At 61.2% G+C, this 13,887-nt stretch carries 17 protein-coding genes; 15 read left to right on the top strand and 2 right to left on the bottom strand.

Features of this window, described 5'->3' with window-relative positions:
• Positions 1 to 44: 44 nt before the first annotated feature.
• Positions 45 to 386, bottom strand: coding sequence for an IS66 family insertion sequence element accessory protein TnpB (tnpB, locus tag sS8_RS11550; RefSeq protein WP_119629772.1), 342 nt, complete (start codon positions 384 to 386; stop codon positions 45 to 47).
• Complete coding sequence (tnpA, locus tag sS8_RS11545) at positions 386 to 688, bottom strand: IS66 family insertion sequence element accessory protein TnpA (RefSeq protein ID WP_119627851.1); 303 nt, start codon at positions 686 to 688, stop codon at positions 386 to 388. Before tnpA ends, tnpB begins: the two co-directional genes overlap by 1 nt.
• Before the next feature lie 317 nt (positions 689 to 1,005).
• Between tnpA and sS8_RS11540 the strand changes: the two genes are divergently transcribed.
• From sS8_RS11540 to sS8_RS11470, 15 genes are all read left to right on the top strand, one after another.
• Positions 1,006 to 1,599: a hypothetical protein gene (locus sS8_RS11540; protein WP_145986505.1), complete on the top strand. Its 594-nt coding sequence runs from the start codon at positions 1,006 to 1,008 to the stop codon at positions 1,597 to 1,599.
• Positions 1,600 to 2,039: 440 nt separating this feature from the next.
• Entirely contained in the window at positions 2,040 to 2,552 is a 513-nt protein-coding gene (locus sS8_RS11535) for a flagellar basal body-associated FliL family protein (RefSeq protein ID WP_145986504.1), read from the top strand.
• Between the two features lie 2 nt (positions 2,553 to 2,554).
• Complete coding sequence (gene fliM, locus sS8_RS11530) at positions 2,555 to 3,589, top strand: flagellar motor switch protein FliM (RefSeq protein WP_119629769.1); 1,035 nt, start codon at positions 2,555 to 2,557, stop codon at positions 3,587 to 3,589.
• Positions 3,586 to 4,062: a flagellar motor switch protein FliN gene (gene fliN, locus sS8_RS11525; RefSeq protein ID WP_119629768.1), complete on the top strand. Its 477-nt coding sequence runs from the start codon at positions 3,586 to 3,588 to the stop codon at positions 4,060 to 4,062. The genes fliM and fliN overlap by 4 nt, the downstream gene beginning before the upstream one ends.
• Positions 4,059 to 4,472 (top strand): flagellar biosynthetic protein FliO, encoded by a 414-nt coding sequence (gene fliO, locus sS8_RS11520; RefSeq protein WP_119629767.1) that lies wholly within the window; start codon positions 4,059 to 4,061, stop codon positions 4,470 to 4,472. The genes fliN and fliO overlap by 4 nt, the downstream gene beginning before the upstream one ends.
• A complete protein-coding gene (gene fliP, locus sS8_RS11515) occupies positions 4,469 to 5,236 on the top strand; it encodes a flagellar type III secretion system pore protein FliP (protein WP_119629766.1) in 768 nt (255 codons plus the stop codon). Before fliO ends, fliP begins: the two co-directional genes overlap by 4 nt.
• Positions 5,237 to 5,241: 5 nt before the next feature.
• Positions 5,242 to 5,511 (top strand): flagellar biosynthesis protein FliQ, encoded by a 270-nt coding sequence (gene fliQ / locus sS8_RS11510; RefSeq protein WP_119629765.1) that lies wholly within the window; start codon positions 5,242 to 5,244, stop codon positions 5,509 to 5,511.
• Position 5,512: 1 nt separating this feature from the next.
• Positions 5,513 to 6,289 carry a flagellar biosynthetic protein FliR gene (fliR, locus tag sS8_RS11505; protein WP_232020609.1) on the top strand — a complete coding sequence of 259 codons (777 nt, stop codon included), beginning with the start codon at positions 5,513 to 5,515 and terminating at the stop codon, positions 6,287 to 6,289.
• Between the two features lie 9 nt (positions 6,290 to 6,298).
• Entirely contained in the window at positions 6,299 to 7,441 is a 1,143-nt protein-coding gene (gene flhB / locus sS8_RS11500) for a flagellar biosynthesis protein FlhB (protein ID WP_119629764.1), read from the top strand.
• 104 nt (positions 7,442 to 7,545) lie between these two features.
• On the top strand, positions 7,546 to 9,636 hold the full coding sequence (flhA, locus tag sS8_RS11495) for a flagellar biosynthesis protein FlhA (protein WP_119629763.1): 2,091 nt from the start codon (positions 7,546 to 7,548) through the stop codon (positions 9,634 to 9,636).
• 32 nt (positions 9,637 to 9,668) lie between these two features.
• Complete coding sequence (gene flhF, locus sS8_RS11490) at positions 9,669 to 11,054, top strand: flagellar biosynthesis protein FlhF (RefSeq protein ID WP_119629762.1); 1,386 nt, start codon at positions 9,669 to 9,671, stop codon at positions 11,052 to 11,054.
• 28 nt (positions 11,055 to 11,082) lie between these two features.
• On the top strand, positions 11,083 to 11,913 hold the full coding sequence (locus tag sS8_RS11485; protein ID WP_119629761.1) for a MinD/ParA family protein: 831 nt from the start codon (positions 11,083 to 11,085) through the stop codon (positions 11,911 to 11,913).
• A complete protein-coding gene (locus tag sS8_RS11480) occupies positions 11,910 to 12,689 on the top strand; it encodes an RNA polymerase sigma factor FliA (protein WP_119629760.1) in 780 nt (259 codons plus the stop codon). The genes sS8_RS11485 and sS8_RS11480 overlap by 4 nt, the downstream gene beginning before the upstream one ends.
• A gap of 50 nt (positions 12,690 to 12,739) precedes the next feature.
• A complete protein-coding gene (gene cheY / locus sS8_RS11475) occupies positions 12,740 to 13,126 on the top strand; it encodes a chemotaxis response regulator CheY (protein WP_269461501.1) in 387 nt (128 codons plus the stop codon).
• A gap of 20 nt (positions 13,127 to 13,146) precedes the next feature.
• Entirely contained in the window at positions 13,147 to 13,884 is a 738-nt protein-coding gene (locus sS8_RS11470) for a protein phosphatase CheZ (protein ID WP_119629759.1), read from the top strand.
• Positions 13,885 to 13,887 lie beyond the last annotated feature (3 nt).

Genomic DNA, 13,887 nt, shown 5'->3' with positions numbered 1-13,887 from the left:
CACCCGAAAGCCCAGCTCTGATGCGGGTTTCAGGCACTTTCGACTCAGCCGACCCGACCCGCGCGAACCGCGCGGAAACGGGCCACCGTCAGGTCCACGCCTTCCAGCAACAGCAGCAGGTCCGAGCGCGAAATCGTCCCCTGAACCGGCTTGCGGAAGCGGCCGTTCTCCAGCCGCTTGTAGGCCAGCCAGAAACCGTGACGATCCCACCACAACAGCTTCACCTTGTCCCGGCCCCGGTTGAAAAACACGAACACCGCACCCGATAACGGCGAATGCCCCAGACTGCTCTCCACCGCCAGCGCCAAACCATCGATGGACTTGCGCAAATCGACCGGCTCGGCCACCACATACACCGCCGCCGCACTCAGAATCGTCGCCAGCATCACGAGACCAATGCGGCCACCACCTGCTTCAACAACCCGGCATCGAACCCCGGTTTCACCTCGATGCGAACCCCGCCCACCGACAACCACAGACCACCGACTGCTGTCTCACCGCCATCTACCCGCATCAACGTCAGTGGCGCCACCACCGCTGGCTGCGCTACGCGTCGACGCCAGTAGATGAACGCCGCATAGCTGACCGCCTCGCGCGCACACCAAGCGCGCACCGACAACCCACTCCCTGCCTGTTGCTCCAGCAGGACCCGCCAATGCATCTCTCGTTCTTGTTTCGTCATCGCCATCTCCTCCTCTTCGGGAATATGGCGATACTGTGACTCAGGCGCTAATCGGTGGGAATTATGCGGACAGCCGGACGCTTACCCAGCGCCTTGCCTGCCCGATGCTTGGGATACGGAAACGACGACTGATCGAGGGGTAAATGCCGTCGTAAAAATCACGATGCACGCCGCGGGCCGAGCGGCGGAATGTCGCGAGCTGTAAATAATTTGTTATGGCTGAAGCCAAACTCACTTATCATCTTGCTCGGTGGACGAACAATTCGACCGTGGATGTTTAGTTGAGCTCTCTGTCTGTCCATTAAAAATAAAGGGAAGAGAAAATGCTTAAGAAGACTTTTGTAATGACGGTTTTTACTATTGGGATGATTGTTTCAGCCTCGGTCCATGCCGACCTCGTTATCAAAGCGGGGTACGGTCAGACGCAAAGTCTTCCGGATACGACCGTACAAACCCATATCGACGGTGGCCCGGATTGGCCGATAGTCTCGAGTTGGCCCGCGCCTTGGGACTCGCAACTCGGTTATGCAATTCTTAAAACGGATGATAAAAAAACTCTGTCCTGCCAGATCCTGGGCAGGATCACCGGCTATAGTCCATTGGGCGAGCCTATTCTGCGGCACATTTTTACCTGCGATAACTCTCGCTTGAATACCGATAGTGATCTCGGAACGATACTCGGTATATCCGGCTGCGAGGTTCGCCTGCATGAAACAATGCATGTGGTCGCCCCCGCGGTGACGGTTCCGGCGAATCCTCTGGATCCATCCAGTCCGCTTGAAACACGATCGCTCAATACCGGTATCTTCCAGAACGTAACCGGCGGTACCCTGGAAGTCGAGGGTATTCTGAACGTGTGTACCAAGATCAATACCTTTAAGCAGGTCAGCGGCATATTCGTCGAGTCTGCGATGTAAATAGGCTCTCCACACTGTAACTCCGCTGCCGAAATATTGCGCGTTCAACCGGGGAGGCACGGGTTGGAACCCTCACCCGTGCCTTCTTTTACGGTGCCATCACCCGCATGCCCGATGCCGTTTAAGAAGCCCTCGTCCTGTCTTCCAGCGAATGAACCCCGGGCGGCAAGGGCTCGCGAAACCCCCTCACCCAGGCCTTTCCGAGAGCAATGTCGTAACGTCAGCACGATCGGGAATTCTCTCCCGGCGGTTTAGGTCTCTCCGGCTCGACGGCAACGCCCTCATCCCCTCTGAAGTGTCCGAATTTTGGCGCGACGCTGGAAGTTTTTCTCCCGGATTGTGACGAGAATCGTGCGGCGCAAGCTAAGGCCTTGTTTATACATGGTTTTGTGTTCGGCATCATTGTTGCTGCTTGCAGCAAAAAACTTCGAGAATTCGCGATGGCGCAAGCAGGCAGGTTGGATCTGACGGAAGAAAAGAAAAACTCGTCCAAGAGCATCGTTTTCATCGTTCTTGGGGCGGTGCTCGGGACGCTCGCCGCCGTTTTCGGAGCGCTTTATGTCTTGGGAATTCTTCCGCCGCAGCAGAAGCAGGCTTCGGGCGAGTCCGGCAGCGAAGACGCTCAGGCGTTGCCCATGCTTTATTACGCCATGGAGCCCGCTTTCGTAGTCAATTTCACGAGCAATCCGAACGCGCGCCTGCTCCAGATAGGCTTCAGCGTCGCTTCGAAGAATCCTGAGGTGATCGAGGCCGTCAAAAAACACTCGCCGATGGTTCGCAACAACGTGCTGCTGGTGTTGAGCGGCCAGGACCCGGCGGCGCTCCGGACAGTGGAAGGCAAGGAGGCCCTGCGCGCCGAGTTGCTCACGGAAATCAACAAGGTCGTCTCCAGGCAAACCGGCCGTAACGAAGGCGCAGAAGACCTCTTTTTCACCGGATTCATCATGCAATAGCCATGGCGGTTCATGATCTTCTGACCCAGGAAGAAATCGACGCGCTTCTGCACGGCGTCGACGACGGCGATATCGATACCGAGTCGGACCTCGAGTTTCGGAGCGGCGCGGTTCGGCCCTACGATTTCACCAGCCAGGATAGGATCGTACGCGGCAGGATGCCGACTCTAGAGATGATCAACGACCGTTTCGTACGTCATTTCCGCATCAGTCTCTTCAATCTGCTCAGACGTTCGGCGGAGATTTCGGTATTGGGCGTTCAGGTCCTGAAATTTTCGGAATACGTACACAGCCTTTTCGTGCCCACCAATCTCAATGTCATCCGGCTCAACCCCTTGCGCGGTCGGGGTCTGATGGTTATGGAACCGACCCTGGTATTTACCGTCGTGGACAATTTTTTCGGCGGCAACGGCCAGTTTTACAACAAGATCGAGGGACGCGAATTCACGCCGACCGAAATGCGCATCATCCAGATGCTGCTCGAGCTGATCTTCAAGGATATGAAAGAGGCCTGGGCGCCGGTCATGCCGATCGAGTTCGAATACCTGGGCTCGGAAGTGAATCCTCAGTTCGCCAACATCGTGAGCCCCGCCGAGGTCGTCGTTATCTCGACGATACACATCGAACTGGAGGGCGGGGGCGGCGATCTGCACATTACGCTGCCGTATTCGATGATCGAGCCGATACGGGAACTTCTGGATGCCGGCATTCAGGGGGATCGCAGCGATGATTCGGACGGTCGCTGGCGTACCGCGCTGCAATCGGAAATCCTGGATGCCGAAATCGAGATGCACAGTACCCTGGTCGAAAAAACCCTGTCTCTGAACGACTTGCTTCAGCTTAAGGCCGGCGACGTGATTCCGATCGAATTGCCGGAAACCGTTACGGTAGTCGTCGACGACGTACCGGTGTTCCGGGCAAAGGTGGGGATTTCAAAGGGTAATTACGCGGTGCAGATTTTGGAGAAGATCAGACGCACGAGCGGTGAGAAAGAACGCTTGCTCGGATTATTGGGAACCGGAGCTGAACGGGCATGAGTGACGAACCGGAAAATCAGAACGAAACAACGGGGTGGGATGGCGGCTCGGACAATCTCGCCGACGATTGGGCGGCCGCCTTGCTGGAGCAGCAGGAAGCCGCCAAAAAGATGACTGCGCCGCTTCAGAAGCCGGCCTCGCCGAAACCGGAACCCGCCACCTTCGAGGATCTCGGGAAATCGGCGCCGGCGGCTGGCACGGCCAAGGGCGAAGACATCAATCTGGACGTGCTGCTGGACGTTCCGGTCACCATTGCAATGGAAATCGGGCGCGCCAAGATTAACATCCGCAATTTGCTACAGCTCACGCAGGGCTCGGTCATCGAATTGGAACGCCTGGCGGGCGAACCCATGGATGTGCTGGTGAACGGCACCCTGATCGCTCACGGGGAGGTGGTGGTGGTCAACGATAAGTTCGGTATCCGCCTTACCGATGTCATCAGCCCCGCGGAGCGGGTGAGAAAACTGAAATGAAGCTTGCTCTGTCTACCGCGCCATTGCTGCTCATGCCGTCGTCCCTGCTGGCGGAGACCGCCGGGGCCTTGCCTTCGGTCGATATGGCGAAAAGCCTGGCCGGTCTGGTGGCGGTGCTGGCGGTGATTCTGATTCTGGCCTGGCTGCTGCGGCGGTTCGGCAACTTTTCCCGGCTCGCGCCCGGAAGCTTTCGCGTGCTGGCCGCGGTGTCGCTGGGCGCGCGCGAGCGGGCCGTGCTGTTGCAGGCAGGCGGGAAACAGCTGGTGCTGGGGGTAGCCCCCGGACGGGTCGAGACCCTGTGCGTCCTGGAAAATTCGGACATCATTCCGGTCGAGACCGGAATGCCCGTGGACAAGGCCGAAGCGTCCTTCGCCGAGCGCTTGAACGAGATGATGAGGCGCCGTCCATGAATCGGCTGTTGCGCTTCCCGGTGGCGCCTCTCGGGGTGATTGCGGTCCTCTTGGGGCTGTCGATATCGTCGGCACACGCCGCTCCGGGCATCGAGGCCTTCACCGTGTCCGGCAACGGCCAAGGCGGCCAGACCTATACGGTCACCATTCAAGTCCTGGCCCTGATGACGGCGCTGACCGTGCTGCCGGCGCTGCTGCTGAGCATGACCTCGTTCACCCGGATCATGATCGTCCTGGCCATTTTGCGGCAGGCCCTGGGCGCCGGACAAACGCCCAATAATCAGGTATTGCTCGGCATTTCGCTGTTTCTGACCCTGTTCACCATGCTGCCGGTGTTCGAGCAGGTGAACGAGCAAGCCCTGCAGCCTTATTTGAAGGAACAGCTGGCACCGGGCGCGGCCCTGGAACGCGCCTCGGTTCCGTTCCGCCGGTTCATGCTGAGACAGACGCGGGAAGTCGATCTCGAGGTGTTTGCACGCATTTCCGGCAGGCAGGACATCGCGAGCCCCGAGGAGACGCCGTTTTCCCTGCTGGTGCCGGCCTTCATGACCAGCGAGCTGAAAACGGCGTTTCAAATGGGATTTCTCCTGTTCCTGCCGTTTCTGATCATCGATTTGGTGGTGGCGACCGTTCTGATGTCGATGGGCATGATGATGCTGTCTCCGATGATCGTTTCGCTGCCCTTCAAGCTGTTGCTATTCGTGCTGGTGGACGGCTGGGTGCTGGTGGTCGAGACCCTGGCGGCCAGTTTTTTCGTCGAATAGGCGCCATGACCCCCGAAACGATTGCCGCCCTCGGCCAGCAGGCGATGACCGTCACCCTGCAAATCAGCGCGCCCATGCTGCTGACGACGCTGGCCGTGGGACTTCTGATCGCCTTGTTCCAGGCGGCCACCCAGATCAACGAAATGACTCTTACCTTCGTGCCCAAGCTCGTAGCCATGGCGCTCGTGCTGATACTGGCCGGCCCCTGGATGCTGCAGATTCTGATCGATTACACCCGGTCGCTGATCCGCAGCATCCCCGGCCTGATCGGGTGAGATGACGGTGCCGTTCAGCGAAAATCAGCTCCTGGCCCTGGTCGCGAGCGTGGCCTGGCCGTTCTTGCGCGTCGGCGCCGTGTTCCTCGCCATACCCATCTTTACCGGCCACATGGTGCCGGTCCGGGTCCGGGTCATGCTGGCGGCGTCCATCACCTGGCTGATCTCGCCGGTGCTGCCTTCCATGCCCGACGCGGTCTTGTTCAGCCTGTCCGGGTTCTGGATCGCGATTCAGCAATTTCTGATCGGCCTCGCGATTGGTCTGGCCCTGCATCTGGTTTTCGAAGCGATCGTTTTCGGCGGACAGAGCGTCGCCTACAGCATGGGGCTGGGGTTTGCATCCCTGGTCGATCCGCAGACCGGCGTGCAGGTCCCGGTGATCGCCCAGTTTTACCAAGTCCTGGCGACACTGCTGTTCCTGGCCATGGACGGACACCTGGTGCTCATAAGGCTGCTGGTCGACAGCTTCTACCTTCTCCCGGTGGGATTCGACGGCTTGAGCGCCGGGGGCATGCGGCGGCTGGCGCTGTGGGCGAGCCGTCTGTTCGCTGCCGGCATCCTGTTTTCCCTGCCTCTGGTGACGGCCTTGTTGCTGGTCAACCTGGGATTCGGCGTCGCCAGCCGCGCGGCGCCGCAGCTCAACATCTTTTCGGTCGGGTTCCCGATCAGCCTGGGCTTGGGGCTGTTTCTGATCGGTATCAGCGTGCCCGACGTTCTAAGCCTTTTTTCCGGCTTTCTCGACGACGGGTATCGGTTGATGAGCGAGATTCTGCAATAGGGCGGCGCGATGGCCGAGGCCTCCGATCAGGAACGCACAGAAGATCCGACCAGTAAACGCCTGATCGATGCGCGGAAAAAGGGCCGGATTCCGCGCTCGCGGGAACTGAACACACTGGTTGTGCTGTTGACCGGCTCGGTGGCGATCTTCGTTTTCGGCGGGAGCATCGCGCAGGTACTATGGCAGATCATGGACAACGATTTTCGCCTGAGCCGTCGCGATCTGTTCGATCCGATGGCGCCGATCGCCCACCTCGGCCGGGATCTGCTCGCCGCGGGCCAGGTGCTGCTACCGATTCTCGGGCTGGCGGTGCTGGCCGCCCTCGCTGCGCCCGCGGCGCTCGGGGGTTGGAACTTCAGCGCCGAAAACCTCGCGCCCAAGCCGGAAAAGCTCAATCCGATGAAAGGCTTGGGCCGTATGGTCTCGGTACAGGCGCTCGCGGAACTGGTGAAATCAATCCTGAAATTTCTCTTGATCGGATTCGTGAGCGCCGCGTTGCTGATGAGTCATTTCGACGATCTCATCGCGCTCGGCCGCCAGCCTCTGCTGCCGGCGGCGAATCGAACCGTGCAGCTCATCATGACGTTCGTATTCTGGCTGTGCGCTTCGCTGGGACTGATCGCGGTCATCGACGTGCCTTTCCAGCTCTGGAATCACAAGCGCCAATTGAAGATGACGCGCCAGGAGGTCAAGGACGAAATGCGCGATATGGAAGGCAAGCCGGAGGTCAAAAGCCGGATTCGCAGCCTGCAGATGGCACTGGCGCAGCGCCGCATGATGGACGAGGTGCCGAAGGCGGACGTCATCGTCACCAACCCGACCCACTATGCGGTGGCCCTGAAGTACGACCAGGCCAGCATGCGGGCGCCGCGGGTGGTCGCCAAGGGGGCGGACCTGGTGGCCGCGCAGATCCGGAGTCTGGCGGTCGGGGCCGGCGTTCCCCTGCTATCCGCCCCGCCGCTCGCGCGCGCGCTCTACGCATCCACCGAACTCGGTCGCGAAATACCGGCGGGTCTTTATTTCGCGGTCGCCCAGGTTCTGGCGTACGTCTACCAGATCAAGGCGGCTCGAATGTTCGGCGGCGATATTCCGACGCCGCCGACCGACTTCGAGATACCGGACGAGTTCCTGCGTCAGTCCGGCGACGCCTGAGCCGCGTGGCGCCAGGACGTTCCCGTCCGGGCCGGGCTTTCCGCCCGGTCGGCACGAAACGTGATTGCCTTCGCAGTCACTGAAGCTTACGCACGGTTTACGTCATGGCCGCAACAGTCCTGGAAAGAATCAAGGTCGTCGGCAGTCTCGGGCTGGGCGCGCCTTTCGTCATCCTGCTCATGATGATGATGATGGTACTGCCGCTGCCGCCGTTCATTCTCGATCTGCTGTTCACATTCAATATCGCGTTTTCGCTGCTGATCCTGCTGGTGACGATTTACACCCTGCGCCCGCTCGATTTCGCCGTGTTTCCGTCGGTCCTGCTGGTCGCCACGCTGCTCAGGCTGAGCCTCAACGTGGCTTCGACCCGCGTGGTCCTGCTCGAGGGGCACCAGGGACCCGACGCGGCCGGCAAGGTCATCGAGGCGTTCGGCGAATTCGTGATCGGCGGCAATTACGCCGTGGGCCTGGTGGTGTTCATCATTCTGGTCATCATCAACTTCGTGGTGGTGACCAAGGGCGCCGGGCGCGTGTCGGAAGTGAGCGCGCGCTTTACCCTGGACGCCATGCCCGGCAAGCAGATGGCGATCGATGCCGATCTCAATGCCGGCCTCATCAACCAGGACGAGGCCCGGGCCAGGCGCCAGGAGGTTTCGCGGGAGGCGGATTTCTACGGGTCGATGGACGGTGCCAGCAAGTTCGTCCGTGGCGATGCCATAGCCGGCATCCTCATTTTGTTCATCAATGTGATCGGTGGGCTGATCGTCGGTCTGTTGCAGCATGACCTGACGTTTTCCGAAGCGCTGCGCAATTACACGCTGCTGACCATCGGCGACGGCCTGGTGGCCCAGATTCCCTCGCTGTTGCTGTCGGTCGGCGCGGCCATGATCGTGACACGGGTGTCCAGCAGCAACGAGAATATCGGAGCCCAGTTCAGCGCCCAGTTTTTCGCCGATCCCAGGCCCTTGGCGCTGTCCTCCGGCGTGGTCGGGCTCTTGGGGCTGATTCCCGGCATGCCGAATCTCGCCTTTCTGCTCCTGGCCGGCGCCATGGGCGCATCGGCTTATGCCATTTCCGGGCGCCGGCGGCGCGAGCGCGAACTGGCGGAGGCGCGGGTCGCGGCCAGGACCCCGGCCGCGCCGGAAGCCAAGGAACTCGGCTGGGACGATGTCGCGCCGGTGGACCTGATCGGACTGGAAGTGGGTTACCGGCTCATCCCGCTGGTCGACAAGAATCAGGGCGGACAGCTGATGTCGAAAATCAAGGGGGTACGCAAGAAGCTGTCGCAAGAGCTCGGGTTCCTGATTCCCTCGGTGCACATCCGGGACAACCTGGATCTGACTCCCAACGCCTACCGTATCAGCCTGCTCGGCGTCACCGTCGGAGAAGCCGAAATCTTTCCGGATCGCCTGATGGCCATCAATCCGGGCCGGGTATACGGAACCCTGAAGGGGGCCGAGGGCAAGGACCCGGCCTTCGGCCTGGAGGCGATCTGGATAGACCAGGATCAGCGCGACCACGCCCAGGCCCTGGGCTACACCGTGGTTGATCCCGGCACCGTGGTGGCGACCCATCTCAGCCATTTGCTGCAGTCCCACGCCCACCAGCTGCTCGGGCATCAGGAAACGCAGCAGCTGCTCGATATGCTCGCCAAATCGATGCCTCGCCTGGTCGAGGACCTCACGCCGAAAACCCTGCCCCTCGGCGTCATCGTCAAGGTCTTGCAAGGCCTTCTTCAGGAGAATGTCCCGATCCGCGACATGCGGACCATCGCCGAAACTTTGGCGGAGTTCGGCGGCAGAAGCCAAGATCCCGGCGTTCTGACGGCGGTGGTGCGTGCCGCGCTGGGGCGGCTAATCCTCCAGAAAATCAGTGGTATGGAGAAAGAAATCCAGGTTCTGACCCTGGATCCCGAGCTGGAACAGTTGTTGCAAAAACTACTGCAAACGGCCGGGCAGGACGGTGCCGGCATCGAGCCGGGACTGGCGGAGCAGTTGCACAAATCCCTGGACGAGAAGGCGCAGAAACTGGAGATGGAAGGACATCCCGCGATTCTGCTGGTGTCCTCGCCGGTACGGCCCTGGCTGGCGCGCTTCGTGCGCCATTCCATCCCGGGGCTCAATGTCTTGGCTTACAACGAGATTCCGGAAGACCGCCAGGTCAGGGTGGTGGCCAGCATAGGTCAGCGCGGTTGAAAGTACGGCTTCCGAGAGACTAGGGCATAGGCATGAAGATCAAACGATATTTCGCACCCGATATTCGTCAGGCGATTCGCATGGTCCGCGAAGAGCAGGGGCCGGACGCCGTCATTCTGTCCAATCGCAAGGTCGACGGCGGCGTGGAGATCGTGGCGGCCCGCGATTTCGACGAGCAAATGCTGCTGGACCGGGCGAAGGCGGAGCCGCGCGGCGAACCGGCAGCGGCCGCGCCCGAACCGGTTGCGACGCCCGAAACCGATAGCCGGCGGCGCGCCGAGGACGCCTTTCGCGAGGCGCTCGGCAAAAGCGCCGCGATATCGAGAGCGGATGCGGCGGGAACCGATCTTCGCCGGCCGGTTTCGCAAAGGGCGGAGCATGGCGGGCAAGGCAGCCCCGCGCCCGCAAAGCCGGTTTCCACCGCCCGCCGGGAGCATTCGGCCGCGCCTATCGCTCCGGTGCCGGAACTCGTCAAGCCGAGCGCCGATGCCGAAGCGCTGAAGGAGATGCAAAGGGAACTCAGGCAAATGCGGCGCATGATCGACCTCCATTTGAGCGAAGCCGGATGGCAGGCCGCAGCGAGCCGGCATCCGACCCGGCTGGATCTGCTGCGCCGTTTGAGCGCGCTCGGGTTCTCCAGAAAGCTCAGCCTGGAACTGACCGAGCGCCTGGGCGGCGTGGACGATGCCGACGTTGCCTGGCAAGCCTGCCAGCATGCCCTGGCGCGGCAGATTCCGCTCGCCGAGGACAGTCTGCTGGATTACGGCGGCGTGGTCGCGCTGGTGGGACCCACGGGGGTCGGGAAAACCACGACCATCGCCAAGCTGGCGGCCCGGTTCAGGCTCAAGCACGGCCCCCGGCAAATCGCGCTGATCACCACCGACAATTACCGCATCGGAGCCCTTGAGCAGCTCGGTACTTACGGCCGCATCCTCGACGTGCCGGTGCGGGCCGCTTCCAGCGTCGAGGATCTGCGTCAGCTTCTGTCCAGCTTCTACGACAAGCGTCTGGTGCTCATCGACACCGCCGGGGTCGGACAGCGGGACCGGCGCCTGGCCGAGCAGGCCGAGCTGTTCAGCCGCTCTGAAATTCCCGTCAAATCGTACCTGGTGATGTCCGCGGCCAGCCAGCTGCGGGTGATGCAGGAAGCAGTGGAAGCCTTTCGGGCGTTTTCCCCGGAAGCCTGCATCGTGACCAAACTGGATGAAACCGGCCAGCTCGGCGCGGCGCTGTCCACGGTGGCGGAGAACCGTCTGCCGGTCGCCTTCGTATGCGACGGACAACAGGTCCCGGAGGACCTGCACGTGGCAAGAACTCATCTATTATTAAACCGGTGTTTTGCCGATCGGTCCGGTGCCGCGGCTGTCGGTAGCCCGATGCCTTCCTATGAAGATTGGATCGTCCATGCGAATGTTTGACACAGATCAGGCCAACGGAATTCGACGTATGGCACAGTCGCGGCCGGTGCGCGTCGTGGCGGTGAGCAGCGGCAAGGGGGGCGTGGGCAAGACCAATGTGGCGGTCAATCTCGGGGTCAGCCTGTCCGAGCTCGGCCGCCGGGTGGTGGTGCTGGATGCCGATCTGGGGCTTGCCAACGTCGATGTGCTGCTGGGGCTGCAGCCTAAATTCAACCTGTCCCATGTGCTGAGCGGCGAGCGCAACGTGGACGAAATCCTGGTCGACGGGCCGTCCGGACTCAAAATCGTGCCCGCTTCGTCGGGCATTCAGCGCATGTCGGAACTGACCACCGCGGAACAGGCGGCGGTGATTCGGGCCTTCGGAGAGATGAGCCAGGATATCGACGTGCTGCTGGTGGACACCGCGGCGGGTATTTCCGGGGGCGTGGTCAATTTCGCGCGCGCCTGCCAGGACATCGTTCTGGTGGTGTGCGACGAACCCACCTCGCTTACCGACGCTTACGCTTTCATCAAGCTGTTGAAACGCGACTACGGGGTTCATCGCTTCCAGATTCTGCCCAATATGGTTTCAGACTACCAGCAGGGCCAGGCCCTGTTCGGCAAGCTGTGCCGGGTAACCGACCGCTATCTCGACGTGACGCTGGATCTGCTGGGCGTGATTCCCCGCGACGAGCATCTGCGGAAGGCGGTGCAGCGGCAAACCCCGGTTGTCCTTGCCTATCCGCACAGCAAATCGGCACAAGCCTTCCGCACCCTGGCGATGAAAACCGATGCCTTGCCGATATCCGGACAAGCCAGCGGCCGGCTGGCGTTTTTCGTGGAGCGGATGATTCGGTACAACAATACGGCAGTCTTATGAGCGGCATTGCCTTGTATGCATCGGTACAGGCGCCCGGTTTGGACGCCATCGTGGGGCAGCACGCTGCGCTGGTCAAGCGGATCGCCTACCATCTCATGGGCCGGCTGCCCTCCAACGTGCAAATCGAGGACTTGATCCAGGCCGGTATGGTGGGACTGCTGGAAGCGGCCCGCCAGTACGACCACGCCCAGGGCGCCAGCTTCGAAACCTATGCCGGGATTCGGATACGCGGCGCCATGCTGGACGAACTGCGGCGTTACGACTGGACGCCGCGTTCGGTGCACCGCAAGGCGCGCGATGTGGCGGAAGCGATGCGAGCCATCGAGGCCCGGACCGGCCGCGACGCCCGCGATGCGGAAGTCGCCGAGTATCTGGGCTTGTCCCTCTCCGAATACCACCAGGTTCTTCAGGATGCCGTGAGCTGCCGTATTTTCAGTTTCGAAGAACTCCTGGAAGGCGGCGATTCGGTCTTGGACGACTGCGCGGATTCCGCCGCGCCGCCGGTCGAGGTATTGACCCAGTCCGGGTTTGCCGAGGCGCTCGCGGACGCCATTGGCGGATTGCCGGAACGTGAACGGCTGGTGATTTCTCTTTATTACGAGGAGGAACTCAATCTGCGTGAAATCGGCGAAGTGCTGGGCGTCAGCGAATCCCGGGTATGCCAGCTGCAAAGCCAGGCCATGTTGCGCCTGAGAGCGCGGATGCAGGGCTGGCTGGATGCGGAGCCTCCCGCCGCAGCTCCCGCGAGAAGAAAGCGCAGGGCGGCGCACGTCTGAGGCCCATCGATCGATGATAACAATTCGTTAACCGGAAGAGGTAAGCATCCTTGAACAAGAACATGAAAATCCTGGTTGTGGATGACTTTTCCACCATGCGCAGAATCATCCGAAACCTACTGCGGGAGCTCGGATTCAATAATATCTTCGAGGCCGACGACGGGCAGAGCGCTCTTCCCAAATTACAGTCGGGAGGCATCGATTTCCTGATCACCGACTGGAACATGCCGGGCATGACCGGCATCGATCTGCTGCGCACTGTACGGGCCGATCCGAATCTGGCTCAGCTGCCGGTGCTGATGGTGACCGCCGAGGCGAAGCGGGACCAGATCGTGGAGGCAGCTCAAGCCGGCGTGAACGGCTATGTGATCAAACCGTTCACCGCGGCAACCCTGCAGGAGAAGATCGAAAAGATCTTCGAGCGCCTGGGCGCCTGAGCCAATTCCAGGGACCGCTCATGACTGACAAGCAACCGTCCGCCGACACGCGGATCGAACAGGCTCGGGCGCTTCTGACGGCCCTCGAGCACGGCGATGACGAGTCGGTCGACCGAATTCTGGACGAGCTCGCCCGCGTTCGGGAAACCGTGATGTTCCGGGAGGTGGGCAAGTTGACCCGCCAGCTCCACGATACCCTGGCGAATTTCGTCCTGGACGAAAGAATCGCCGATCTCACCGAAAACGAGATTCCCGACGCCAAGGAACGGCTCAACTACGTGATCGCGATGACCGAGCAGGCGGCGAACACCACTTTGAACGCGGTCGAGTCCATTCTTCCGTACGCCGAACGTCTCCGCGAGCAGTCCAATGAACTCGGTATTCAATGGCAGCGTTTTCGCCAGCGGGAAATGCCGTACGAGGAATTCAAATCCCTGACCCGGGATCTGTCCCGGTATTTCGACGCGTCGGCGGGGCAGTTGCAGACGATTCAGCAGAATCTTACCGAGGTGCTCATGGCTCAGGGGTTTCAGGACCTCACCGGGCAGATCATCCGGCGCGTGATCACGCTGGTCCAGGATTTGGAGCACAGTCTGGTCGATCTGATCCGGATATCGGGACGGCGCTTCAGGCCGTCGGGCGACAACGCGCCCGAAGTCGCATCACAGCGGCTGGGACCAGCGGTTCCGGGGGTGGACAAGAATGTCGTGCAGACCCAGGACGATGTGGACAGCCTGCTGTCGAGCCTGGGTTTCTAAAAG

Source organism: Methylocaldum marinum, from assembly GCF_003584645.1.
Lineage (GTDB): Bacteria > Pseudomonadota > Gammaproteobacteria > Methylococcales > Methylococcaceae > Methylocaldum > Methylocaldum marinum.
This window is presented reverse-complemented; position numbering and strand designations above follow the sequence as displayed.